The 24,781-nt window shown below is 71.1% G+C and carries 22 protein-coding genes; 15 read left to right on the plus strand and 7 right to left on the minus strand.

From position 1 onward, the window contains the following. Positions 1 to 34: 34 nt before the first annotated feature. A complete protein-coding gene (locus H9622_RS12820; protein ID WP_191766802.1) occupies positions 35 to 1,456 on the minus strand; it encodes an MFS transporter in 1,422 nt (473 codons plus the stop codon). A 165-nt stretch (positions 1,457 to 1,621) separates the two neighbouring features. Between H9622_RS12820 and trmD the strand changes: the two genes are divergently transcribed. Further along, positions 1,622 to 2,299, plus strand: a complete 678-nt coding sequence (gene trmD, locus H9622_RS12825; RefSeq protein ID WP_191766803.1) for a tRNA (guanosine(37)-N1)-methyltransferase TrmD — start codon at positions 1,622 to 1,624, stop codon at positions 2,297 to 2,299. Positions 2,300 to 2,308: 9 nt separating this feature from the next. On the opposite strand, the gene H9622_RS12830 is transcribed toward trmD, so the two are convergent. Genes H9622_RS12830 through nirB form a run of 4 tightly spaced genes read right to left on the minus strand, consistent with a single transcriptional unit; the run spans position 2,309 to position 7,169 of the window. Then, positions 2,309 to 3,454: a uroporphyrinogen-III synthase gene (locus H9622_RS12830; protein ID WP_191766804.1), complete on the minus strand. Its 1,146-nt coding sequence runs from the start codon at positions 3,452 to 3,454 to the stop codon at positions 2,309 to 2,311. Between the two features lie 3 nt (positions 3,455 to 3,457). Further along, entirely contained in the window at positions 3,458 to 4,213 is a 756-nt protein-coding gene (cobA, locus tag H9622_RS12835; RefSeq protein WP_318247114.1) for a uroporphyrinogen-III C-methyltransferase, read from the minus strand. Next, on the minus strand, positions 4,210 to 4,593 hold the full coding sequence (gene nirD, locus H9622_RS12840; protein ID WP_191766806.1) for a nitrite reductase small subunit NirD: 384 nt from the start codon (positions 4,591 to 4,593) through the stop codon (positions 4,210 to 4,212). The genes cobA and nirD overlap by 4 nt, the downstream gene beginning before the upstream one ends. Further along, positions 4,590 to 7,169 carry a nitrite reductase large subunit NirB gene (gene nirB, locus H9622_RS12845; RefSeq protein WP_225222057.1) on the minus strand — a complete coding sequence of 860 codons (2,580 nt, stop codon included), beginning with the start codon at positions 7,167 to 7,169 and terminating at the stop codon, positions 4,590 to 4,592. Before nirB ends, nirD begins: the two co-directional genes overlap by 4 nt. 332 nt (positions 7,170 to 7,501) lie before the next feature. Between nirB and glgX the strand changes: the two genes are divergently transcribed. The 3 genes from glgX to treZ are packed head-to-tail and all read left to right on the plus strand — an operon-like array spanning position 7,502 to position 13,795. Continuing rightward, a complete protein-coding gene (gene glgX, locus H9622_RS12850) occupies positions 7,502 to 9,715 on the plus strand; it encodes a glycogen debranching protein GlgX (RefSeq protein WP_191766808.1) in 2,214 nt (737 codons plus the stop codon). Then, positions 9,672 to 12,065 carry a malto-oligosyltrehalose synthase gene (gene treY / locus H9622_RS12855; protein WP_191766809.1) on the plus strand — a complete coding sequence of 798 codons (2,394 nt, stop codon included), beginning with the start codon at positions 9,672 to 9,674 and terminating at the stop codon, positions 12,063 to 12,065. The genes glgX and treY overlap by 44 nt, the downstream gene beginning before the upstream one ends. Continuing rightward, on the plus strand, positions 12,062 to 13,795 hold the full coding sequence (gene treZ / locus H9622_RS12860; protein WP_191766810.1) for a malto-oligosyltrehalose trehalohydrolase: 1,734 nt from the start codon (positions 12,062 to 12,064) through the stop codon (positions 13,793 to 13,795). The genes treY and treZ overlap by 4 nt, the downstream gene beginning before the upstream one ends. An 11-nt stretch (positions 13,796 to 13,806) precedes the next feature. Here treZ and map read toward each other — a convergent pair whose 3' ends face one another. Then, complete coding sequence (map, locus tag H9622_RS12865; RefSeq protein ID WP_191766811.1) at positions 13,807 to 14,589, minus strand: type I methionyl aminopeptidase; 783 nt, start codon at positions 14,587 to 14,589, stop codon at positions 13,807 to 13,809. A gap of 118 nt (positions 14,590 to 14,707) precedes the next feature. On the opposite strand from map, the gene H9622_RS12870 reads away from it, so the two are divergent. From H9622_RS12870 to H9622_RS12910, 9 genes are all read left to right on the plus strand, one after another. After that, positions 14,708 to 15,199, plus strand: a complete 492-nt coding sequence (locus H9622_RS12870; RefSeq protein ID WP_191766812.1) for an MFS transporter permease — start codon at positions 14,708 to 14,710, stop codon at positions 15,197 to 15,199. A gap of 169 nt (positions 15,200 to 15,368) precedes the next feature. Beyond that, on the plus strand, positions 15,369 to 15,716 hold the full coding sequence (gene rplS, locus H9622_RS12875) for a 50S ribosomal protein L19 (RefSeq protein ID WP_109210763.1): 348 nt from the start codon (positions 15,369 to 15,371) through the stop codon (positions 15,714 to 15,716). A 174-nt stretch (positions 15,717 to 15,890) separates the two neighbouring features. After that, positions 15,891 to 16,673, plus strand: coding sequence for a signal peptidase I (gene lepB / locus H9622_RS12880; protein WP_191766813.1), 783 nt, complete (start codon positions 15,891 to 15,893; stop codon positions 16,671 to 16,673). After that, the gene (locus tag H9622_RS12885) at positions 16,670 to 17,329 is read left to right on the plus strand and encodes a ribonuclease HII (RefSeq protein ID WP_191766814.1); all 660 of its coding nucleotides are present in this window, start codon (positions 16,670 to 16,672) and stop codon (positions 17,327 to 17,329) included. The genes lepB and H9622_RS12885 overlap by 4 nt, the downstream gene beginning before the upstream one ends. 65 nt (positions 17,330 to 17,394) lie before the next feature. Next, positions 17,395 to 17,718: a DUF2469 family protein gene (locus H9622_RS12890; RefSeq protein WP_191766815.1), complete on the plus strand. Its 324-nt coding sequence runs from the start codon at positions 17,395 to 17,397 to the stop codon at positions 17,716 to 17,718. Positions 17,719 to 17,819: 101 nt separating this feature from the next. Next, positions 17,820 to 18,188, plus strand: a complete 369-nt coding sequence (locus H9622_RS12895; RefSeq protein ID WP_191766816.1) for a YraN family protein — start codon at positions 17,820 to 17,822, stop codon at positions 18,186 to 18,188. Next, a complete protein-coding gene (locus tag H9622_RS12900) occupies positions 18,185 to 19,711 on the plus strand; it encodes a YifB family Mg chelatase-like AAA ATPase (RefSeq protein ID WP_191766817.1) in 1,527 nt (508 codons plus the stop codon). Before H9622_RS12895 ends, H9622_RS12900 begins: the two co-directional genes overlap by 4 nt. Next, positions 19,708 to 20,898 carry a DNA-processing protein DprA gene (gene dprA, locus H9622_RS12905; protein ID WP_191766818.1) on the plus strand — a complete coding sequence of 397 codons (1,191 nt, stop codon included), beginning with the start codon at positions 19,708 to 19,710 and terminating at the stop codon, positions 20,896 to 20,898. Before H9622_RS12900 ends, dprA begins: the two co-directional genes overlap by 4 nt. Positions 20,899 to 20,999: 101 nt before the next feature. Then, positions 21,000 to 21,911: a tyrosine recombinase XerC gene (locus H9622_RS12910; RefSeq protein WP_191766819.1), complete on the plus strand. Its 912-nt coding sequence runs from the start codon at positions 21,000 to 21,002 to the stop codon at positions 21,909 to 21,911. A gap of 111 nt (positions 21,912 to 22,022) precedes the next feature. Here H9622_RS12910 and H9622_RS12915 read toward each other — a convergent pair whose 3' ends face one another. Beyond that, the gene (locus tag H9622_RS12915) at positions 22,023 to 22,571 is read right to left on the minus strand and encodes a murein hydrolase activator EnvC family protein (RefSeq protein WP_318247115.1); all 549 of its coding nucleotides are present in this window, start codon (positions 22,569 to 22,571) and stop codon (positions 22,023 to 22,025) included. 306 nt (positions 22,572 to 22,877) lie between these two features. On the opposite strand from H9622_RS12915, the gene rpsB reads away from it, so the two are divergent. Both rpsB and tsf read left to right on the plus strand, forming a co-directional pair. Beyond that, positions 22,878 to 23,822: a 30S ribosomal protein S2 gene (rpsB, locus tag H9622_RS12920; RefSeq protein ID WP_191766820.1), complete on the plus strand. Its 945-nt coding sequence runs from the start codon at positions 22,878 to 22,880 to the stop codon at positions 23,820 to 23,822. Between the two features lie 112 nt (positions 23,823 to 23,934). Further along, positions 23,935 to 24,762 carry a translation elongation factor Ts gene (gene tsf / locus H9622_RS12925; RefSeq protein ID WP_191766821.1) on the plus strand — a complete coding sequence of 276 codons (828 nt, stop codon included), beginning with the start codon at positions 23,935 to 23,937 and terminating at the stop codon, positions 24,760 to 24,762. Positions 24,763 to 24,781 lie beyond the last annotated feature (19 nt).

Raw genomic sequence — 24,781 nt, forward strand, 5'->3', positions numbered from 1 at the left:
CCCGAAGGTGCGGCCCGCCTGTCCGGGGGATCCGTCAGATGCGCTGACCGGCGAGCGCTCGACGGGGGATGACGTACACGAGCACGGTCACGACCATGAGCGCGACGTAGGCGGCGACGAAGCCGTAGAAGGCCGCCGTGTACCCGCCGGTGGTGAGCTGCGACGCGTTGAGCACCTGCGGCACCAGGAAGCCGCCGTAGGCGCCGATCGCCGAGATCAGCCCGAGGGCGGCGGCCGCCTTGCGCTGCACCTGCTCGCCGCCGGGCGTGCCGGGAACCGCTCCGGTGGCCAGGCCCCGTGCCGCGAAGATGTTCGGGATCATGCGGTACGTCGAGCCGTTGCCCATGCCGGTGGCGGCGAAGAGCAGCAGGAAGCAGGCGAGGAAGACCCAGAAGCTCTGCAGCGGGAGCGTCCAGATGAGCGAGAGCGCACCCAGCGCCATCACCGCGAACGCGCCGACGGTGACGCGAGCACCCCCGAAGCGGTCGGCGAGCCGGCCGCCGTACGGCCGGGCCAGTGATCCGACCAGGGCGCCGAGGAACGCCAGCGACACCGCGGTCTGCCCGACCTGCAACGTCGAGAACGCGGGGAACTGATCGGCGATGAGCTTGGGGAAGACGCTGGCGAAGCCGATGAACGAGCCGAACGTGCCGATGTAGAGCAGCGCCATGAGCCACAGGTGCGGTTCGCGCAGCGCCGCGGCGGAGCCGGCGAAGTCCGCCTTCGCCGACGACAGGTTGTCCATGTAGCGCCACGCGCCCCAGATCGCGACGAGGATCAGCGGGATCCACATCCATCCGGCGAGCGCGATGTTGAGCGTGGCGCCGGCGCCGATGGTGACCGCGATCGGCACGGCGAACTGGGCGACCGCGGTGCCGAGGTTGCCGCCCGCGGCGTTCAGGCCGAGCGCCCAGCCCTTCTCCTTCTGCGGGAAGAAGTAGGTGATGTTCGCCATCGAGCTGGCGAAGTTGCCGCCGCCCACGCCGCCGAGCGCAGCGACGAGCAACAGGACGCCGAACGGGGTGTCGGGCTGCGTCACGACGAAGCCCAGCAGCACGGCGGGGATCAGGAGGAGGGCGGCCGAGACGATGGTCCAGTTGCGGCCGCCGAAGATGCCGACCATGAACGTGTAGGGGAAGCGGAGCGTCGCTCCCACGAGGCTCGGGAGCGAGATGAGCCAGAACAGCTGCGAGCTCGACAGGTCGAACCCGGCCGCGGGCAGCATCACGACGACGATCGACCACAGCTGCCAGATGATGAAGCCGAGGAATTCGGCGAAGATCGACCAGCCGAGGTTGCGACGGGAGATCGCCCGGCCGGTCGACTGCCAGAAGCCCGGGTGCTCGGGGTTCCAGCCGTCGATCCAGCGGCCCGGGCGGTGGGTGAGCGAGACCGGCGCGAGGGCCGGGGGTGAAGCTGAGACCTCCGTCGTCGACGGGGTGACGGTCGTGGTCATGACGCCTCCTCAGGTGAAGTGTGCCTTCACCGTATGAAGGGGGTGTTTCCGTCCTGCGACCGCTGCGGTTACTTCTCCGTCAAGGTTCCGTCACCGCGCCCGGAGGGACGCGGTTAGGGTCCGGTCACACGTCGGAAACATGAGCGGATGCCTAGACTCGACACCATGCGCGTCGACATCGTCACGATCTTCCCGGCGTTCTTCGACGTGCTCGACGTCTCGCTGATCGGCAAGGCCCGGGATCGCGGCATCCTCGACATGCATGTCCACGATCTGCGGGCGTGGACCCACGACCGCCACCGTACGGTCGACGACACTCCCTACGGCGGCGGCGCCGGCATGGTCATGAAGCCCGAGCCGTGGGGCGAGGCCCTCGACACGCTGCTGTCCGACGACGCCGTACTGCTCGTGCCGTCTCCGGCCGGTGAGCAGTTCTCGCAGGCGATGGCCCGCGAGCTCGCCGAGGAGACGCACCTGGTGTTCGCATGCGGCCGGTACGAGGGGATCGACCAGCGCGTCGTCGATCACTACGCCGAGCGGGGGCGGGTGCGCCTGGTGAGCCTGGGCGACTACGTGCTCAACGGCGGTGAGGTCGCGGCGATGGCCGTGGTGGAGGCGGTCTCTCGGCTGATCCCGGGAGTCGTCGGCAATCCCGACAGCCTCGTCGAGGAGTCGCACGAGGAGGGCCTGCTCGAGTACCCGAGCTACACCAAGCCCGCCGTCTGGCGCGGCCACGAGGTGCCGCCGGTTCTGCTCAGCGGCAACCACGGCGCGATCGCCGCATGGCGACGTGAGCAGAGCCTCGAGCGCACGCGGACGAACCGGCCCGACCTCCTCGCCTGAGTGCCGGGCTCAGGCCGACGCCTCTGCCGGGTCGAGGACGTTGAGCCGGTAGCCGCGCTTGACGACGGTCTTGATGAGATCGGGCACGCCCAGGGCTTCGCGCACCCGGGCGACCGCCATCTCGACGGCGTGGGTGTTCGCGCCCGAGCGGGGAAGCGCGTTCTGGAGGCGCTGACGGGACACGACGCCGCCGGCGGCGTCGAAGAGAGAGGCGAGGATGTCGGTGCCCGTCCGCGACAGCGGCACGTGCACGCCGGACAGCACGGCCCCCGTGCTGCGCAGCTCGAGGCGTCCGGCGGTCGTGGCGAGAGATGCCACGTGACCGCCGCCGAAGTGCGTGACGACCGCCCGCACGAGCGAGCCCAGCCGGCCCCGCTCGGCGATGAGGGGCGTGATGCCGACGTCGACCAGCGGTGCGGCGGTGATCGGTCCGACCGCCGCCATCAGCACGCGCCCGCTGCCGGCGAGATCGGCGATGTCGTCGAGCACGCCTTCGCGCGCGGCCGCGGCCAGCCACTCGGCGGCTCCCGGAGCGGACGTGAAGAGCACGGCATCGACTTCGCCCTGGGCGGTGGCCACCACTGAACGGCTCACGGCCGCGGCATCCGGTGGTGGACCCCACCGATACACAGTGAGGCTCACGACGTCCGCGCCTGCCTGCTCGAAGAGTTCGTCGAGCCCGTCGGCGCCCGAGCCGTGGTGCTGCACCGCGATGCGCCGGCCGGTGACGCCCTCGGCGAGCAGGTACTCGCCCAGCTCGGCGGAGGTCTCGGACTCGGCGACCCAGTCGGCCGTGAGCCCCGCCTGCTGGATCGCACCGCGCGCCTTGGGGCCGCGCGCGACGATCTGCGCCCCGGCCAGGGCGGCATGGAGCTCGTCGAGCATCCCCGCCTCGTCGGCGGCCTCCATCCAGCCCCGGAAGCCGACGCCCGTGCTGGCGACCACGATCTCGGGTGGGTGCGCGACGAGCTCGCGGGTGGCCGCGATCAGCGCGTCGTCGTCGATGTGGGGCACGATGGTCAGCGCAGGAGCATGGCGGACCGTCGCGCCGTGACGCTCCAGCGCGGCTGCGAGCTCGAGCGAGCGTCGATCGACGGCGATCACGATGGCGCAGCCGTCGAGCGCGGCGGAGAGGGCGGGGCGGGGGAGCGACACGGATCAGCCGCCGGCTCCGGAGTGCGCGGCGACCAGCTGCGGCACGAGCATGCCGGCGCGGGCGACCTCGCCGACGACGATGACGGCAGGGTTGCGCACGCCGATGCGGCCGGCGTCGAGCACGATCCCGCCCAGCGTGCTGTGGGTGGTGCGCTGATCGGGATGGTGACCGCGCTCGACGATCGCGACGGGGCGCTCGCGCGAGACGCCGGCGCGCAGCGCCTCGGCGACGAGACGCGGCAGCGCGCCCACGCCCATGAGGATCACGGTGGTGACATCGTCGTCGCCGAGGGCGGCGAGGGTCGCGGCGGTGATCTCGGACTGGCCGTTGACGATGTGCACGGCCGACGCGATTCCGCGGTGCGTGACCGGGATGCCGGCGGCCTCGGGCACGGCGACCGCGCTCGTCACCCCCGGCACCACGTCGACCGGCACACCGGCGACGACGCAGGCGATCACCTCCTCGCCGCCGCGGCCGAAGACGAACGGGTCGCCTCCCTTGAGCCGAACGACGCGCTTGCCGGCGCGGGCGCGGTCGACGAGGATCTCGTTGATCTCGTGCTGTGGCACAGGGTGGTGTCCCGGGAGCTTGCCGACGTCGATGACCTCGGCGTCCGGGCGCAGGTGCGCCCTGATCTCGGTCGGACCCAGGCGATCCATCACGACGACGTCGGCCTGCACGAGCAGGCGCCAGGCGCGGACGGTCATGAGGTCGATCGGGCCGGGGCCGCCGCCCACCAGGTCCACACGGCCGGTCACGACTGCGCCTCCCATCGCACGAGCACGTCCCCGTCGCTGACGGCGGCGGGCCAGACGTGCAGCGACGCGGGTTCCTTTCCCTGCGTGTCGAGGCACGCGCCGGTGCGCAGGTCGAACACCTGCTTGTACATCGGAGAGGCGACGGTCGGGGCATCCTGCCGGCTTCCGACGATGCCGCGCGAGATCACGTTCGCGCGGCTGTACGGGTCGAAGTTCGACACGGCGTGCACCCGCCCGCTGTGCAGCAGGAAGAGCGCGATCTGCGTACCGCCGAGGAGGGCGGCGCGCCCGCGCTCGACCTCCAGATCGGCGACCGCGCACACGCGCACCCACCCCTCGGGGGCCGCGGTTGCGGTGGGCTGCGGGTCGACGAGCGTCATCGGCGCACCTCCAGGATCGTTCCGGCGATGAGGACGCCCCCGCTCTCGCGCTCGGCCTCGGTGGCGGGCCGGCCCTGACCGCGCTCGGGGGTGTAGGCGAGCGACGGGTCCGGGGTCGTCGGGGCATTGACGAACGACGCGAACCGCCGCAGCTTCTCCGGGTCGTCGAGCGTGGCCTTCCACTCGTCCTCGTACGAGCCGACATGGGTCGCCATGGCCGCATCGAGGTCGGCGCAGATGCCGAGGCTGTCGTCGAAGATGACGGCGCGCAGCCCGTCGATCCCGCCCTCGAGCTCCTCGAACCACGGAGCGGTCCGCTGCAGTCGATCGGCGGTGAAGATGTAGTACATCAGGAACCGGTCGATCGCCGTGAGGAGCTCGGCGTCGCTCAGGCCCTCGGCGAGCAGCACAGCGTGCCGTGGCGTGAACCCTCCATTGCCGCCCACGTACATGTTCCAGCCGGCTTCGGTCGCGATCACGCCGACGTCCTTTCCCCGCGCCTCGGCGCACTCGCGCGCGCAGCCCGAGACGCCGAGCTTGAGCTTGTGCGGCGAGCGCAGGCCGCGATAGCGCAGTTCGAGGCGCACCGCCATGCCGACCGAGTCCTGCACGCCGTACCGGCACCAGGTCGAGCCCACGCACGACTTCACGGTGCGCAGCGACTTGCCGTACGCGTGGCCCGACTCGAAGCCGGCGTCGACGAGCCGCTTCCAGATCTCGGGCAGCTGCTCCAGCCGCGCGCCGAACATGTCGATGCGCTGACCGCCCGTGATCTTCGTGTACAGGCCGAAGTCGCGCGCCACCTCGCCGATGACGACGAGACCCTCCGGTGTGATCTCGCCGCCGGGGATGCGCGGGACGACCGAGTAGCTGCCGTCTTTCTGAAGGTTGGCCATCACGTGGTCGTTGGTGTCCTGCAGGGTCGCATTCTCGCCTTCGAGGACGTGCGCGCGGACGAGGGTTGACAGGATGCTCGCGAGCGCCGGCTTGCAGATGTCGCAGCCGCGGCCCGCGCCGAAACGATCGATCACGGCGCTGAAGGTGCGCAGGCCCGACACGCGCACCGCGTCGAAGAGCTGTCGGCGCGACATGTCGAAGTGCTCGCACAGGGCGTTGCTCAGGGCCGCGCCGGACTTCGCGAGCTCGGCGCCGACGATCTTCTTGACCATCGTCACGCACGAGCCGCACGCGGCCCCGGCCTTGGTGCACGCCTTGATCGCGGCGACATCGGTGCACCCGTCCTCGTGCACGGCGTGGCGGATGGCGCCGGCGGTGACGCTGTTGCACGAGCACACGAGGGCTGCGTCGGGGAGGTCCCCGGTCGGGGCGGCGACGCCGCCCTCGGGCATGAGGTAGGCCGCCGGGTCGCCGCCGAGCGCGCCGCCCACCAGCGGCCGCAGCGATCCGTACGCTGATGCGTCGCCGACGAGGATGCCGCCGAGGAGGGTCTTGGCGTCGTCCGAGAGCACCAGCTTCTTGTAGACGCCGGCGACCGGGTCGGCATAGACGACGTCGAGCGCTCCGGGAGTCTCGGCGAACGCGTCGCCGAAGCTGGCGACGTCCACACCGGAGAGCTTGAGCTTGGTCGACAGATCGTAGCCCGGGAAGGATGCGTCGCCCCCGAGCAGCCGGGTGGCCGCGACCTCCGCCATCGCATAGCCGGGGGCCACCAGCCCCACGCACGCGCCGTCGAAGTTGGCGACCTCGCCGATGGCAAGGATGCGTGCATCGGAGGTCTCGCAGCCGGCGTCGATGAGCACGCCGCCGCGCGGGTGCACGGCCAGGTCGGCGCCCCGAGCGAGCTCGTCGCGCGGACGCACACCGACGGTGAAGACGACGACGTCGGTGCGCTCGTAGCTGCCGTCGCGGAACTCGAGGCCGGTCACCTGCCCGGTGCGATCCGGGTCGAGCCGCGTGGTGCTCGTGCCGGTCAGGACGCGGATGCCGCGCGACTCGATGATGCGGCGAAGGGCGTCCCCGCCGGGCAGATCGAGCTGCGCCGACATCAGCCTGTCGGAGGACTGCACGACCGTGCACGCCACGTCCACACCCTGCAGAGCTCCGGCCGCCTCCAGACCGAGCAGACCGCCGCCGATCACCGTCCCGGTGAGGGGGCGGCCGAGTTCCGCCGAGCGCTTCTCGACGAACGCGCGCAGGCGCTCGACGTCGTCGAGAGTGCGGTAGACGAAGCATCCCTCGAGCCCGAAGCCGTCCACGGCCAGTCGCGCGGCGTACGAGCCGGTTGCGAGGACGAGCCTGTCGTAGGCGACGCTGAGACCGCTTCTCGTGGTCACCCGCCGTGCCGTGCGGTCGATGCGCGCCACGGGGTCCCCGCCGACGAAGCGCACGCGCTCGTCGTCGAGCACGGCACGATCGAGGGTCAGGTCGTCGGGAGTCGCGCCGCCGAAGAAGCCGGTGAGACCGACGCGGTCGTAGGGATGCCGTCCCTCTTCGCCGAGCAGCGTGATGCGCCACGACGCATCGGCGCGGCTGAGCAGGCTCTCGACGAACCGGTGCGCCACCATGCCGGCGCCCACCACGACGACGTGCGTGACAGCCGACCCGGTGGAGCTCATCCCGTCACGGTACGCGTGCGATGTTGCAGGCGAGTCAGCGCCGTGTTTCCGGCTCTTGACGGTGGGGCGTGCGTCTTCCGGTGCGGTGCGGGGGGCTTCCTCGGTCATGGCGTCTCCTGCTCGACGGGACGGCTGTCGGTGCCCGCCACGTTAGGAGCGCGGTGTTTCGCCGTTCGGCGGGCGCCGGTTACCTCCGGCGAACGTTTCCCTCACACCGCCGCCGCATCGGATGTGAGAACCGCGACGGCTTACCTCACTGCGCCCTTCCACGCCAGGGCGGACTTCCGGAGGTCGTGGTCGATATCGTGAAGACCCGCCGACATGGAGGTCCAATGCACACCTGGCCAGGCTCCGCTTACCCGCTCGGAGCGACGTTCGACGGCAATGGCACCAACTTCGCGCTGTTCAGCGAGGGTGCCGAGCGCGTCGAACTCTGCCTGTTCGACGACGCCGGCGCCGAGACCCGCGTCGAGCTGCGCGACGTCGACGCGTTCGTCCACCACGGATACCTTCCGGCGGTCCAGCCCGGGCAGCGCTACGGCTATCGCGTGCACGGCCCGCACGACCCCTCCTCGGGCAAGCGGTTCAATCCCCACAAGCTCCTGCTCGACCCGTACGCCAAAGCCGTCGAAGGACAGGTGATGTGGGGGCAGCCGGTGTTCGGGTACGACTTCGACGACCCCGACTCGCGCAACGACGAGGACTCGGCGTCGCACCAGATGATGGGCGTGGTCGTGAACCCGTACTTCGACTGGAGCGGCGACCGCCAGCCGAAGACGCCGTACTCGGAGTCGTTCGTGTACGAAGCGCACGTGCGCGGACTCACCGAGCTGCATCCCGCCGTGCCAGAGGAGATCCGCGGCACGTACAGCGCCATCGCGCACCCTGCGATCATCGAGCACCTGCAGAAGCTGGGCGTGACGGCGATCGAACTCATGCCCGTCCACCAGTTCGTCAACGACTCGGTGCTCGAGGAGAACGGCCTGTCGAACTACTGGGGCTACAACACCATCGCGTTCTTCGCCCCGCAGAACACCTACGCCTCCAGCGGCCAGCGCGGTCAGCAGGTGCAGGAGTTCAAGGGGATGGTGAAGGCCCTGCACGCCGCGGGGATCGAGGTGATCCTCGACGTCGTCTACAACCACACCGCCGAAGGCAACCACCTGGGGCCGACCCTCTCCATGCGCGGCATCGACAACGAGGCCTACTACCGGCTCGAGGACGACGACAAGCGCTACTACACCGACTACACCGGCACCGGGAACAGTCTGAACGTCGGCAACCCGCACACCCTGCAGCTCATCATGGACTCGCTGCGGTACTGGGTGCTCGAGATGCACGTCGACGGCTTCCGGTTCGATCTCGCCTCGACGCTCGCGCGCGAGTTCTACGAGGTCGACCGGCTGGCGACGTTCTTCGAGCTCGTGCAGCAGGATCCGGTGGTGTCGCAGGTGAAGCTCATCGCCGAGCCGTGGGATGTCGGGCCGGGCGGCTACCAGGTCGGGAACTTCCCGCCGCAGTGGACGGAGTGGAACGGGAAGTACCGCGACACGGTGCGCGACTTCTGGCGCGGTGAGCCGGCGACGCTCGGCGAGTTCGCCTCGCGGCTCACCGGTTCGGCCGACCTCTACGAGCACTCCGGCCGCCGGCCCGTGGCATCCATCAACTTCGTCACCGCCCACGACGGTTTCACCCTTCGCGACCTGGTCTCGTACAACGACAAGCACAACGAGGCCAATGGAGAGGACAACCGCGACGGGGCCGACGACAACCGCTCGTGGAACGGGGGAGTGGAGGGACCGACGGACGATCCCGCGGTGCTCACGCTCCGCGCCCGCCAGCAGCGCAACTTCATCGCGACGCTGATGCTGTCGCAGGGGGTCCCCATGCTGCTGCACGGCGACGAGCTCGGCCGCACCCAGCGCGGCAACAACAACGGCTACGCGCAGGACAACGAGATCACGTGGGTCGACTGGTCCACCGCCGACCAGCCGCTCGTCGAGTTCACGGCGGCTCTCGCGCGGCTGAGACGCGAGCACCCGACGTTCCGCCGGCGCCGGTTCTTCAACGGGCGACCGGTGCGCCGCGAAGAGGGCGCGCCGATCCCCGACATCGCCTGGCTGCGGCCGGACGGCACGCAGATGCAGCCCGAGGACTGGGACTCCGGCTTCGGTCGCGCCGTCGGGGTGTTCCTCAACGGCGACGGCATCCGCGAGCGCGATCGCCGGGGCGAGCCGATCTCGGACCGTCACTTCATGGTGCTCTTCAACGCGGGTGACGACGTCGTGGACTTCGTGGTGCCCGACGTGGAGTTCAGTCCCAAGTGGGACGTCGTGGTCGACACGGCCGGCGAGCACGCCGACACCGAGCCCCTCGAGCCGGGCGCCGGACTGCCGGTGCAGGGCCGGTCGCTGATGGTGCTGCGCGAGCACGAGGTACCCGAGCCTGCGGTCGGCCACACCGTCGCAGCATCCCTCGCCGTCACATCGGTCGGCGGACCGGATGAGGTGCCCCACGCGGCGCCGCGAGCTGAGCTGGGCGGGTGAGCCGAGCGTGCCCTCGAAGGTGCCGGTCTCGACCTATCGACTGCAGATCACACCGTCGTTCACCCTCGACGACGCGGCGGCGCTGGCGGACTACCTCGTCCAGCTCGGGGTCGGCTGGGTCTACCTCTCGCCCATCCTGACCTCGTCGGAGGGGTCTGACCACGGCTACGACGTCGTCGACCCGACGACGGTGGACTCCGCGCGCGGCGGTGCGGACGCTCTCACTCGGGCGAGCGGCACCTTCCACGCGGCGGGCCTGGGCGTTCTCGTCGACATCGTGCCGAACCACGTCGGCGTCGCCCGCCCGGCGGAGAACGCGTGGTGGTGGGATGTGCTCGCGCACGGCCGGGAGTCCGCGTGGGCGAGCACGTTCGACATCGATTGGGACTTCGGTGACGGGAAGGTGCGGCTTCCGGTGCTGGGGGAGACGACGACGGATGCCGCTGCCTCCGGCGCTCTGCGGGTCGAAGACGGAGAACTGCGCTACCACGAGCACCGCTTCCCGCTCGCTCCCGGATCCTGGTCCGACGGTGACGACGTCGCCACGATCCTCGCGCGCCAGCACTACGAGCTGATGGACTGGCGACGAGAGGCGGACGACCTGAACTACCGGCGCTTCTTCGCCGTCTCGAGCCTCGCCGCCGTCCGCGTGGAGGACGCCGACGTGTTCGACCGCACGCACGTCGAGGTCGCGCGATGGTTCTCCGACGGGCTCGTCGACGGGCTGCGGGTGGATCATCCCGACGGTCTGCGCGACCCGGTCGGCTACCTCGATCGGCTGGATCGCGTCACTGCGGGCGCCTACGTCGTCGCCGAGAAGATCCTCGAGCGCGGCGAAGCACTGCCGCAGTTCTTCGCCGCGGACGGGACGACGGGGTATGACGCGCTCGCCGAGATCGACCGGGTGCTCGTCGACCCCTCGGGCGAGGCGCGCCTCGACGCCCTCGACGCGGCGCTGCGCAGCGCGACGGGCCTGCCCGCCGCAGAGCCCTGGCCAGAGCTCATCGCCGGGACCAAGCGTGCGGTGGCCGACGGCATCCTGCACTCCGAGGTCCGGCGCCTCGCTCGCGACCTCGGACGCCACGACGATCCGCCGACGGAGGACGCCCTCGCCGAGCTGCTCGCGTGGTTCCCCGTGTACCGCTCGTACCTGCCGGCCGGGCGCGAGCACCTCGACCACGCGCACCGGGCCGCTCGGGCCGCACGTCCCGAACTCGCCGGCGTCCTCGACGGTCTCCTGCCGCTGCTCGCCGATCCGCGGCATCCCGCCGCCCAGCGGTTCTCGCAGACGAGCGGCATGGTGATGGCGAAGGGTGTCGAGGACACCGCGTTCTACCGCTCGACCCGTCTGGGCACGCTGACGGAGGTCGGCGCCGACCCGTCGCAGTTCGCGCTGTCGGTCGACGACTTCCATGCTGCGCAGGCGCGCCGCCAGGCCTCGTGGCCGAACAGCATGACGACGCTGTCGACCCATGACACGAAGCGCGGCGAGGATGTGCGCGCGCGGCTGGCGGTGCTCGCGGAGATCCCCGAGCGCTGGGCGGAGGTGCTCGAAGAGCTGCGGGATGCCGCGTCCACGGGACACGGCCCCCTCGACGCCCTGCTCTGGCAGGCCGTCGTCGGCGCGTGGCCCGCGTCGCGCGAGCGACTGCGCGCGTACGCGGAGAAGGCTGCACGTGAGGCGGGGGAGGCGACGTCGTGGCTCGCCCCTGATGCCGCATTCGAGTCGCGCGTGCGCGCCCTCGTCGATGCGGTCTTCGACGACGCCCGCGTCGGGGCGCGCGTGGAGTCCTTCGTCGCCGAGATCGAGGCCGCCGGCTGGTCGAACGCACTCTCGGCGAAGCTGCTCCAGCTCTCCGGCCCGGGCGTGCCCGACGTGTACCAGGGGAGCGAGCTGTGGGAGCAGAGCCTCGTCGACCCCGACAACCGGCGGCCGGTCGACTTCGCCCAGCGCCGCCGCCTCCTCGCCGACCTCGACGCCGGCCTCCAGCCCCTCGTGGACCGGTCCGGCGCGGTGAAGCTCCTCGTGACCTCTCGCACTCTGCGCCTGCGCAGGGATCGACCCGACCTGTTCACGCGGTACACGCCTGCGACCGTCGTCGGACCCGCCGCGGACCACGTCGTCGCAGCCGATCGCGGCGGCGCCCTCTCGGTCGCGACGCGCCTCCCCGTCGCGCTCGCGCGCCGGGGCGCTGCATCCGGATCCCCCTGGGACGACACCGCGCTGCTGCGCCACGCCGGCCCCACGACCGACGTCTTCACCGGCCGCACCTACCAGGGCGGGGAGATCCCGCTGGCGGAGCTCCTCGCCGTGTATCCGGTCGCGCTCCTGACGGCGGACACGCCATGACCCCTTCGGTGTGGGCGCCGCGCGCGGAGCACGTCGCACTCCGCGTGCCCGCGCGAGGAGCCGACGTGAGGATGCGACGCGGCGACGACGGGTGGTGGCACGCGCCGCTGTCGCTCGACCACGGCGAGGAGTACGGCTTCGTGCTGGGCGACTCCGATTCGGCCCGGCCCGATCCACGCTCGCGGTGGCAGCCGCGCGGCGTCCATGACCTGAGTGCGGCCTTCGATCCCTCCCGCCATGCGTGGCAGGACAGCGACTGGACGGGACGCCAGCTGGCCGGCGGGGTCGTCTACGAGCTCCACGTGGGCACCTTCACGAAGGAGGGGACTCTGGATGCCGCGGCCCGGCGCCTCGATCACCTCGTCGACCTCGGGGTGGACTTCGTGGAGCTTCTTCCCGTCAACGCGTTCAACGGCGTGCACAACTGGGGGTACGACGGGGTGCTCTGGTACGCGGTGCACGAGCCGTACGGCGGACCCGCCGCGTACCAGCGCTTCGTCGACGCGTGCCATCGCGCAGGGCTCGGCGTGATCCAGGACGTGGTCTACAACCACCTCGGACCGAGTGGCAACTACCTGCCCGAGTTCGGGCCGTACCTGCGTGACGCCGAGGCCACCGCGTGGGGCTCGTCGGTCGACCTCGACGAGACCGAGGTGCGGCGCTACATCGTCGACAACGCCCTCATGTGGCTGCGCGATCTCCACGTGGACGGTCTGCGGCTCGACGCCGTCCACGCGCTCCACGACCGGTCAGCGACGCACATCCTGCAGGAACTGGCCGAATCGGTCGACGCGCTGAGCGCGCACGTGGGCCGGCCGCTGACGCTCATCGCAGAGAGCGATCTGAACGACGCCCGCCTCGTCAGCGCCCGGGAGGCCGGCGGCTTCGGGCTCACCGCGCAGTGGAGCGACGACTACCATCATGCGCTCCACGTCGCGCTCACGGGGGAGACGGACGGGTACTACGCGGATTTCGCCCCGTTGTCGGCGCTCGTCAAAGCCTCGACGCAGGGGTTCTTCCACGACGGAACCTTCTCGTCGTTCCGCGGCCGTCGACACGGGAGCCCCATCGACCCGCGCCTTCCGACCTGGCGGCTCGTGGCGTTCGCACAGGACCACGATCAGATCGGCAACCGCGCCGCCGGGGACCGCCTCTCGCAGTCCCTCGATGCGGGCGGCCTCGCGATCGCCGCGGTGCTCACGGTGCTCGCGCCGTTCACGCCGATGCTCTTCATGGGGGAGGAGTGGGCAGCGTCCACGCCGTGGCAGTTCTTCACGTCGCACCCCGAGCAGGAGCTGGGCGAGGCCACTGCGCGTGGCCGCAAGGCCGAGTTCGCCCGGATGGGCTGGGACGAGTCCGTCGTGCCCGACCCCCAGGATCCGGCGACGTTCGAGCGGTCCGTCCTGCGATGGGAGGAGCGGGATGCTGCGCCCCACGCCGGCCTGCTGGCGCTTTACCGCGATCTCCTCGCGCTGCGCCGGAGGGTCGCCGACTTCACCGACCCCGACTTCCGGTCGCTGAGCGCGGACGCCGACGAGGAGCGGCGGTGGTTCCGGCTGCGGCGCGCGTCGTCGGAGATCGTCGTGAACTTCGCGTCGGCGGACGTCGTCTTTCCGATCGACGCGTCGGCTGAGATCGCGCTCGCGACGGACGGCAGGACAGTCGCGACCGGCGGGGTCGTGCGCCTGCCGGCACGATCGGCGGCCGTGCTCGTGCCCTCCGGAGGGTGATTCCCGCGCGATCAGGCCACGCCGAGCCAGGACCGGTCGGTGAGCACGATCGGGCCGTCCTCGGTGATCGCGATGGTGTGCTCGGAGTGCGCGCCGCGTGAGCCGTCGACCGAGCGGAGCGTCCACCCGTCGGGGTCGGTCACCAGTCGGTCGGTCGTCTGGAGGAACCAGGGCTCGAGCGCCACGACGAGACCCGCGCGCAGCGGGTAGCCACGGCCGGGCTTGCCGTCGTTGGGCACGTGGGGGTCGCCGTGCATGATGCGTCCGACGCCGTGGCCACCGAAGTCGGTGTTGATCGAGTAGCCGTCGGCGTGGGCGACGGCCGCGATCGCGGCGGAGATGTCGCCGATGCGGTGGTCGACCGTCGCGGCCCGGATCGCGGCATCCAATGCCCGCTCCGTCGTGTCGATCAGCGCGAGGTCTTCGTCACGGGGCGTGCCGACCACGAACGACACCGCCGAGTCGGCCACCCAGCCGTCGACCGACACCGCGAAGTCGAGCGACACCAGGTCGCCGTCGCGCAGCACGTAGTCGAAGGGGAGGCCGTGCAGGACGGCGTCGTTCACGGAGGTGCAGATCACTTTGCCGAACGGGCTCGCGCCGAACGACGGGTGGTAGTCGATGTAGCAGGACTCGGCCCCGGCGCGCCGGATCATGTCGTGCGCGCGGCGATCGATCGAGAGCAGGTTCGTGCCGACCTTCGTCTCGTCGCGCAGCGTCGCCAGCGTCTCGGCGACGAATCGCCCTGCCGGCCTCATCGCCTCGATCTCGGCGGGTGTGCGCAGCTCGATCATCCGTGTTCCCTTTCGTCTGCATCCATTCTGTCTGACCTGGACGCACGGGGCTGGGAGGATGCTCCGCACCTCGGCGACCCCGTGCCGCGCCGCGCTCGAGCGGCGTACCATTCAGAGCATGTGGCTGCGACGCGGTTTCTTCGGCTGGCTCATCCCCGCCGCCTTCGTCCTGCCGCTGTGGCTGTTCGTCGGCTGGCTCATCGCGGGCGCCGGCGGGTGGGCCTTCCTGTGGATGATCTTCGCGATTCCCGGCGTCTTCCTCTGGCAGCTGCTCATCTCTCTGCTCGTGCGCGCGCGGGGCACGGTGCGCGCCCACCGGGCCGTGTCGTGGTGGGACGTGCTCGGCCTCACGGTGTGGCACCTGATGATCATCTCGCTCGGCTTCTACAACCAGGCGTGGTGGACGCCGCTGATGATCCTCACGGTCCTCGTCGGAGTGGCGCTGTTCTGGCTCGCGCTGTGGCAGCTGTGGAGCGAGGCGAAGCCGTCGCGGATGATCCTGCGCACCTCGGAGGGCATGGCGTACATCCCGCCCGCGGAGGAGCGCGCCGAGGCATCCGTGCAGGACATCATCGTCGTCGCCGAGAAGCAGCGGCCCCCGGTGCCCTGATCCGTTTTGGTGGGGCGTCGCATTCATGGCAGAATGGCTGTTTGTGCCCTGACCAGGTTCTGCCTCAGGGGAATCCGCCGTTCGGCTCTCAGTCGGTGGCCTCGGGCACACGACATCCTTTCCAACACTTCCCGCGGTCGACCTGTGGCGGCCGCAGAGAGAAACGATCATGCAGATCCTCGACGCCGTCGACGCGGCCTCGCTCCGCTCCGACATCCCCGCCTTCGCTCCCGGTGACACCGTCAAGGTGCACGTCAACATCACCGAGGGCAACCGCTCGCGTATCCAGGTCTTCCAGGGCGTCGTCATCGGCCGCTCGGGCGATGGTGTCCGCGAGACCTTCACGGTCCGCAAGATCAGCTTCCAGGTCGGCGTCGAGCGCACGTTCCCCGTCCACAGCCCGGTGATCGACCACATCGAGGTCGTCACCCGCGGTGACGTCCGCCGCGCGAAGCTCTACTACCTGCGCAACCTCCGTGGCAAGAAGGCCAAGATCAAGGAGAAGCGCGAGAACTGAGTTCTCCGTCACGAAGCCCCGGACCTGCGGTCCGGGGCTTCGTCGTCTTCCGGGGCGTCCTGCTTGCCTGGAAACGTCCCCCGAAGCGTCGACCCCGGCATGTCGTGCGCCGCGGAATGTGGGAACCTTTATGGAGGCCCTCCGATCCACGGCGTGCCGGGTGAAGGAACGTGCATGACCACCGAGAAGACGGCTGAGGCCGAACCGGCCCCCTCTTCCGGGTCGGGAGGCGACGCCGCTATCCACCCTCGCCGGCGCGGCTGGCTGACGTTCATGCGCGATGTCGTCGTGATCATCCTGATCGCGGTGCTGGTCTCGTTCCTCGTCAAGACGTTCCTGGTGCGCTCGTTCTACATCCCCTCGGGATCGATGAAGGAGACTCTGCACATCGACGACCGCATCCTGGTCGACGAGATCACGCCCCGTTTCGGCGGCTACGCACGCGGCGACGTCGTCGTGTTCCAGGACCCGGGCGGCTGGCTCCCGCCGAGCACCGACCCCGCCCGCCCGCCCGTCGTCGAGGCGCTCGACTGGGTGCTGGCCCTCGTCGGGCTCTCGGCGCCCGACAGCGACGACCACCTCGTCAAGCGCATCATCGGGATGCCGGGCGACCACGTCGTGTGCTGCAATGCCCTCGGCCAGATCACCGTCAACGGCGTGCCCATCGACGAGACCGACTACATCGCCGTGCCGACGGGGGAGTCGGCGGCGTCCGGCGACACCTTCGACATCACCGTGCCGGCCGACAGCCTGTGGGTGCTCGGCGACAACCGGTACCAGTCGAAGGACTCGCGCTACAACCAGGACCAGCCGGGCGACGGGTTCGTCCCCATCGACAACGTCGTGGGGCGCGCGTTCCTGGTGACCTGGCCGCTCGACCGCTTCGGGACGCTCGACTTCCACCACGACGACTTCGCCGGTGTCCCCGCGCCCTCCGAGGAGGAGCCCGCGCCATGACGGTGGCCCAGCCGCGCCTTACGCTCGAGCGGCGGCTCCTGCGTGAACACGCGCTCGTCATCGCCTGCGACGAGGTCGGCCGCGGCGCTCTCGCCGGGCCCGTCGCGGTCGGCGCGGCCGTGATCGACGCACCCCGGTCGCGCAAGCGCATCCCGCAGGGGCTGCGCGACTCCAAGCTCGTTCCCGAGCCGCGGCGAGCCGAGGTGGCCGCTCGCGCCGCTTCCTGGGTGTCGGCGAGCGCCGTCGGCTGGGCGAGCTCCGCCGAGATCGACGAGATCGGCATCATGCGCGCCCTCGGCCTCGCGTCGATCCGCGCCCTGGCAGATCTGCGCGCGCACGGCGTCGTCCCCGAGGACGCCATCGTCCTCCTCGACGGCAACTACGACTACATCACAGCGGCAGGCGCGAACGGCCTGCGGGTGACACCGGTCATCAAGGCCGACCGCGACTGCGCGTCGGCGGCCGCGGCATCCGTCATCGCCAAGGTCGCCCGCGACGCGCTCATGACGCAGCTGCACGATCAGCTGCCCGCCTACAACTGGGCACGCAACAAGGGCTACGCGAGCCCCGATCACCGCGAGGCGATCCGCGAGCACGGGATCAGCGCGCACCATCGGGCGTCCTGGTCGATCGCAGACGCCCCGACTCTCTTCTGACCGGGCGTCCGCCACCGGCGGACGCGGGGCGCGGCATCCGCTCTCGCCCATAGGATGGACTCACCATGGATGACGAAGTCTTCGAGGACTACGACCGTGAGCTGGAACTCGCCCTTTACCGCGAGTACCGCGACGTCGTCTCGCAGTTCCAGTATGTGATCGAGACCGAGCGGCGCTTCTATCTCGCCAACGAGGTCAATGTCGTGCGCCGAGACACCGAGCACGATTTCTACTTCGAGATCTCGATGGCCGACGTCTGGGTGTGGGACATCTACCGCGCCGACCGCTTCGTCAAGGCAGTCCGCGTGCTGACGTTCAAAGACGTCAACGTCGAAGAGCTCCAGCGCCGCGACTTCCATCTCCCGGAAGAGCTGTCGCTCGACACCTGATCGGCTGCGCCGGTTCCTCCCCAGCCATGATCGGCTGGCAGCAGTGAACGGATGCTCCGCGCCGGCGTGAGGCGGATCGCCTCGCGCGCGACGATCCCTTCATGGCAGAGAAGGACGTCCTGGGCCGGGCGGGCGAGGACCGCGCCGCCCGCTACTTCGAAGAGCATGGCTACGCCGTCCTCGCACGCAACTGGCGGTGCCGCGAAGGCGAGATCGATCTCGTCGTCGCCCGCGGCGGCGACATCGTCGTGGTCGAGGTCAAGACCCGCCGCGGCGAGGGGTTCGGGCACCCGTTCGAGGCGATCGATGCCCGCAAGCGGGCGCGGCTGTGGCGGCTGGCGGTCGCCTGGACGGCGGCCCATCGCGACAGCGTGCAGGGCCGTCGGCTGCGCATCGACGCGATCGGCCTGACGGGCGCCGATCCGCGCACGGCGCGCTTGGAGCACCTCGTCGACGTCGAGGTGCCGTGAGCGTCGCGCGCACGTGGGCGGTCGCGCTCGTCGGCGCCGCGGGCGAGCGGGTCGAGGTCGAGGCGGATCTGTCGAAGCAGACACCGGAGTTCAAGATCATCGGACTCCCCGACAAGGCGCTGGCCGAAGCGGTGCAGCGCGTGCACAACGCGTGCGCCAACAGCGGCATCCCGCTGCCGCGCCGGCGGCTGACCGTGAACCTCTCGCCGGCGAGCCTGCCAAAGCAGGGGTCGGGGTTCGATCTCGCGATCGCGGTGGCCGCCTTGGCGACGGAGGTGCCGATGGATGCCGCGTCCGTCGCCTCGACGGTGCACCTGGGAGAGCTCGGGCTCGACGGCCGCCTGCGCCCCATCCCCGGCGTCCTGCCGGCGGTCCTGGCCGCCGCCCGTGCCGGGCATCGCACCGTGATCGTGCCGTGGGCGAACCGCGACGAAGCGGGCCTGGTCGAGGGGATCGAGGTCATCGCCGCCGTGAACCTCGCGCAGGTGGCGTCGTGGCACGGCGCAGACGTGATCGTGCCCGACGAGGAGCCTGTCGAACTGCCCGACGATGAGGTGTCCGAAACCGAACAGCCCGACCTCGCCGACGTCATCGGCCAGCGGGAGGCGGTCGACGCGCTGGTGGTCGCGGCGGCGGGCGGACACCATCTGCTCATGTGCGGGCCGCCAGGGGCGGGCAAGACGATGCTCGCGCGGCGGCTGCCGGGGATCCTCCCGGAGCTCGACGACCGGGCGGCGCTCACCAGCGCGTCGATCCGGAGCCTGTCCGGGGCGCGTGTCGTGGAGCTCTCGCGTACGCCTCCGTTCGAGGCGCCGCACCACAGCGCGAGCGTCGCTGCGCTGGTCGGCGGCGGAACCCGCACCGTGAGGCCCGGGGCGATCGCCCGCGCGACCGAGGGCATCCTGTTCCTCGACGAGGCGGGGGAGTTCCAGGCCAGCGCACTCGATGCGCTCCGGCAGCCCCTCGAGAACGGGTCCATCACGATCCATCGCGCGAGCGCGACTGCCGAGTTCCCCGCCCGGTTCCAGCTCGTGATGGCGACCAATCCGTGTCCCTGCGGCGACTACGGCATCCGCGGCGGAACATGCACCTGCCCGCCCGCAGCCATCCGCCGCTACCTCGGGCGACTCTCCGGCCCGCTGCTCGACCGCATCGACATCGAGCTGACGCTCGCCCGGGTGTCGGTGGCGCAGCGCGAGCAGTCGACGGGCGCGCTCACCACGGCGACCGCGCGACAGCGGGTGGCCGAGGCCCGCGACCGCACAGGGCGCCGGCTGGCCGGCACGCCATGGCGGCTCAACGCGGAGGTGTCTGGAGCCTGGCTGCGCGATGGCCCGCTGGCACCTCCGCCGGCGGTGCGTCGGCCGCTCGACGCGGCGCTCCATCGCGGTGCCCTCACCCTGCGCGGCTACGACAGGGTCTTGCGGATCGCGTGGTCGTTGGCCGACCTCGACGCGAGCCCGCAGCTCGGCACCGAGCACATCGGCCGTGCGCTGTACCTGAAGAAGGGGATCGCCCTGTGACCGCGCTCGATCTCACGCCGGCGACGGCTCGCGCACTGCTCGGGCCGTTCGCGGGCGCCGGCGACGATGCGGCGGTGGTGGACCGTTGGGCGACCGTCGTGTGGTGCCACCTTCTCGAGCCGGGCGACTCGGTCGCCGGGCGGCTCATCGCGGGCCTCGGCCCGTCGGAGTCGCTGCGACTCGCAGTCGACGACCGCACCACCGCGCTCATCACCGAGGCGGAGCTCGCGACGGCTCGGAAGCGCTGGATGCCGCGGCTCTCCCTCGATCGCATCCACGATGGGCTTCGCAGCGCGGCGAAGGCAGGGGTGCAGCTGGTCACTCGAGGCGATCCCGAATGGCCGGATCAGGTCGACGACCTCGGCGTGCACGCTCCGGTCTGCCTGTGGGTGCGCGGCGCGGCGGGCCGGCTCAGCGGGCTGCGTCCCTCCGTCGCCGTCGTGGGCGCCCGGGCGGCGACATCGTACGGTGAGCATGTCGCGATCGAGCTCGCCGCCGACCTGGCCGGCAGTGGGATCGCGGTCGTCTCGGGCGGCGCGTACGGCATAGACGGTGCCGCACACCGGGCGACGCTGAGCGTCGGCGGGATGACGGTCGCCTTGCTCGCGGGCGGCGTCGACCGTGCCTACCCCGCGGGGAACGCGGGTCTGATCGATCGCATCGCAGGGTCCGGTGTCGTAGTGAGCGAAGTCCCCTGCGGCTCGGCGCCGACGAAGTGGCGGTTCCTTCAGCGCAATCGGCTCATCGCGGCTCTCGCCGACGCCACGGTGGTCGTCGAGGCCGGGTGGCGCAGCGGCTCGCTGAACACGGCGGGCCATGCGGCGGCCCTGTCACGCCCGTTGGGGGCGGTTCCCGGACCGATCACCTCGGCGGCGTCGGCGGGCACGCACCGGCTGCTGCGCGAGTACGGCGCCCACTGCATCACGAGCGCCGCCGACGTCCGCGAGATGATCGGCCTCGATGGTCCTGCGACGGTCGGCGGAGTGCTCGACGTACGCGGGCGCACCGACGACACCACCCGGGTCCGCGACGCGCTCAGCGCTCGGGCATGGCGCGAGACGGACGACGTGGCGCGGCGGGCCGGAATGGTGCCCGAGGAGGTCGAAGCGATTCTCGGGCTGCTGAACCTCGAGGGGAGCGTCACCCGGGGTCCCGGCGGCTGGCGCCACGCCGGCCCCCGTGTGTGACGCCCCGCGCTGACGCCTCGTGCGTGCACCTCGCACCGGCGCTCGACGCCGGCGCGGTGCGCCGCGGCGCCGGTCGGCGCGGGTCGGGGCAAGCTGGACGAGTGAGGATCAGCGGGGCAGCCGAGGCGTACGTCACGCACCTCGCCGACGTGCGTCGGCTCGCGCCCGCGACCGTTCGCGCGTACGGCGCCGACCTCGCCGACCTCAGGGCGGCCAGTGAGGATGTGGAGCTGGCCGACATCGACCTCGAGCAGCTCCGGGACTGGCTGTGGCGGGCGACGCAGCGCGGCGACGCTCGGTCGACGATCGCACGCCGCACGTCGACGGCGCGCGGGTTCTTCGCGTGGGCGGTCGAGGAGCACCTCCTCGAGACCGATCCCAGCCTGCGCCTGGTCGCCCCCAAGCGTGGGCGCACGCTGCCGAAGGTCGCGGCATCCGATTCGCTCACCGCTCTGCTCGACCTGCTGCGCGAGTCCGCGGCGGACGGGGACCCGGTTGCCCTTCGCGACCACGCGCTGCTCGAGCTGCTGTACGGAGCGGCCGTGCGCGTCTCCGAGCTGTGCGGGCTCGACCTCGACGACATCGACGCGCAGCGACGCACGGTCCGCGTGCTGGGCAAGGGCTCGAAGGAGCGGGTGGTGCCATTCGGCGGCCCCGCCGGTCGCGCTCTCGACGCGTATCTCGTCCGCGCTCGCCCCGCGCTGCTCGCTCGTGCGGCGGACGGCCGTGCACCGGCGACCGCCGCGGTGTTCCTCGGGGTGCGGGGCGGGCGCTTGGGCACGCGCGCCGTCTACGACGTCGTCTCGCGCGTGCTCGGCCCCGAGCTCGGCGCCGCCGTCGGGCCACACGCGCTCCGGCACTCCGCCGCGACGCACCTCCTCGACGGCGGCGCGGATCTGCGCGCGGTGCAGGAGATCCTCGGCCACGCCAGCCTCGGCACGACGCAGATCTACACGCACGTCTCGAGCGAGCGGCTGTCGGCGACCTATCGGCTCGCGCACCCCCGCGCCTGACCGCAGGACCTGCCGGCGCGTCTGACGGTCCGGACCCGCTCGCGCAGCGTGACGGCAGGGACGGCGTGCGCGCCCGACGGTGCGACGCACGAACCGTGGGTTGGCCCGGCATCAGCAGCAGGGGAGGAGGACCGCGCGCGGCACGCCGCCGAGGAGCAGCATCGGGTTGATGTACTCGCCGTGCAGCCGCACCCCGAAGTGCACGACGCCCGCCGCGGCGTGCCCGCCGAGCGCGACCGTGCCGACGGCGTCGCCTGCCCTGAGCATTGCGCCCGGTCGCAGGTCGGTGTCGATGGGCTCGAGCGTCGTCGCCAGCCCGTCGCCGTGGTCGATGGTCAGAATGCCACGCCCGGCGACCGGGCCGACGAAGGCCACCGTGCCCGCGGCGGGCGACCGCAACTCGAGCGAGTGCACGGCCTCGAGGTCGATCCCGCGGTGTCCCGCGCCGTAGGCGTGGGCCGGCGCATGGAACGGCCGGACGAGGCGGAGCGGCGTGCTGGGCCACACCCACCCGCGGTCCGCGAGCGCCACGGCGTGCCGGGCAGCCACGGCATCGGGCACCGCCTGCGCGGAGACGGCGGGCGACGTCAGCGCGATCGCGACGGCGAGCACGGCGACCGCACGTCGTCGGCGGAACGGAGCGGAGGTCGGGGTGCGCACCCCTCGACGATGGCGCGCGCAGCGACGGGCGTGATGACCGTCGGACATGCCGGTGGAGAGGGCGGGTCTCACGCGCGCGGGGGAGAAGGGGCTGCTGTTACACTGGACCCTGCATCCCGCTTGTCGGGATGACTCCGCGTGCCCAGAGCGCGGCGGCGATCCACCCGATCCCGCGGCGCGGCATCCACTCCCAACGGTCTCACAGAGCTTCTGCGAGCGGGCGTGTGCCGGGCACCAGGCTCGCCGGCTTCCGCCGGCAGAACACAACCGCAAGAGGCGCGTGAGCGCCAGAACAGGAGAACGGCCATGGCCGTCGTCACCATTCGCCAGCTGCTCGACAGCGGCGTCCACTTCGGACACCAGACCCGCCGGTGGAATCCGAAGGTCAAGCGCTTCATCCTCACGGAGCGCTCGGGCATTCACATCATCGACCTGCAGCAGTCGCTGACGTACATCGACAAGGCGTACGACTTCGTCAAGGAGACCGTCGCCCACGGCGGCACCATCCTCTTCGTCGGCACGAAGAAGCAGGCTCAGGAGATCGTCGCCGAGCAGGCGACCCGCGTCGGCCAGCCCTACGTGAACCAGCGCTGGCTCGGTGGCCTCCTCACCAACTTCCAGACGGTGTCCAAGCGCCTCGCGCGGATGAAGGAGCTCGAAGAGCTCAACTTCGACGACCCGGCTGCGAGCGGCTTCACCAAGAAGGAGCTGCTGATCAAGAAGCGCGAGCTCGACAAGCTCCACAAGTCGCTCGGCGGCATCCGCAACCTCCAGAAGACCCCGTCGGCCATCTGGGTCATCGACGCCAAGCGCGAGCACCTCGCGGTCGACGAGGCCACGAAGCTCGGCATCCCGGTCATCGGCATCCTCGACACGAACGCCGACCCGGACGAGTTCCAGTACCCGATCCCCGGCAACGACGACGCGATCCGCTCAGTGAGCCTGCTCACGCGCATCATCGCCGACGCCGCCGCCGAGGGCCTCATTCAGCGTCACCAGCCGACCGACGAGTCGGCCGACGCCGAGCCCCTCGCCGACTGGGAGCGCGAGCTGCTCGAGCAGGGCGCGCCGGAGCAGTCGTCCGCCGAGACCGAGAAGGTCGCCGACGAGACGATCGCCGCCGCCGACCTGGCTGAGGCCGTCGAGGCCGAGCAGGCCGTCGAGGGCGAGGCCGCGACCGAGTCCGCCGCCGACGCCGAGGGCGCAGCCGACGCCGAGGGCGCCGAGGCCGACGCCGAGGCCGCCAAGTAATTCGGCACCGCCGCATGAACTCCGCCACGGCGGGATCGGACTGAGCCACCGCGCTCAGGCCGGTCCCGCCGAGGCATCCTCAGCACCCACCACAATCAAGGAGCCGCCACCCATGGCAAACTTCACGATCGCCGACATCAAGGCGCTGCGCGACCAGCTCGGCACGGGCATGGTCGACACGAAGAAGGCTCTCGAAGAGGCCGACGGCGACGTCGAGAAGGCCGTCGAGATCCTGCGTCTCAAGGGCGCGAAGGGCAACGCCAAGCGCGCCGACCGTTCCACCAGCGAGGGTCTCGTCACCGCTCGCGAGCAGGACGGCAAGGTCACCCTGATCGAGCTCGCGTGCGAGACCGACTTCGTGGCGAAGAACGACCGCTTCATCGCACTGGCCGACAAGGTCGCCGATGCTGCTGCCGCCGCGTCCGCCGACTCGGTCGAGGCCGCTCTGGCGGCGCCCGCCGGCTCGCAGACCGTCGCCGAGCTCATCGACGACGAGGCCGCGATCATCGGCGAGAAGGTCGAACTGCGCCGCGTGCGCACGCTGACCGGCGACAAGTTCGAGGTCTACCTGCACAAGACCAGCAAGGACCTGCCCCCGCAGGTCGGCGTGGTGCTGGCGTACTCGGGCGACGACGCGGAGACCGCGCGCAGCCTGGCGCAGCACATCTCGTTCGCGAACCCGTCGTACCTCTCGCGCGACGAGGTCCCCGAGGCCGACGTCGAGAAGGAGCGCGAGATCGTCACCGAGATCTCCCGCAACGAGGGCAAGCCCGAGGCCGCCCTCCCGAAGATCGTCGAAGGCCGCGTGAACGCGTTCTTCAAGCAGGTCTCCCTGCTCGACCAGGACTACGCCAAGGACAACAAGCTGTCCGTGGCCCAGGTCGCCAAGGACGCCGGTCTGACCCTCACGGGCTTCGCCCGCTTCAAGGTCGGCGCGTAACATCTCGAGAAGGCCCGCA

Origin of the sequence: Microbacterium gallinarum, assembly GCF_014837165.1 — a bacterium.
In the GTDB taxonomy this organism is placed as follows: domain Bacteria; phylum Actinomycetota; class Actinomycetes; order Actinomycetales; family Microbacteriaceae; genus Microbacterium; species Microbacterium gallinarum.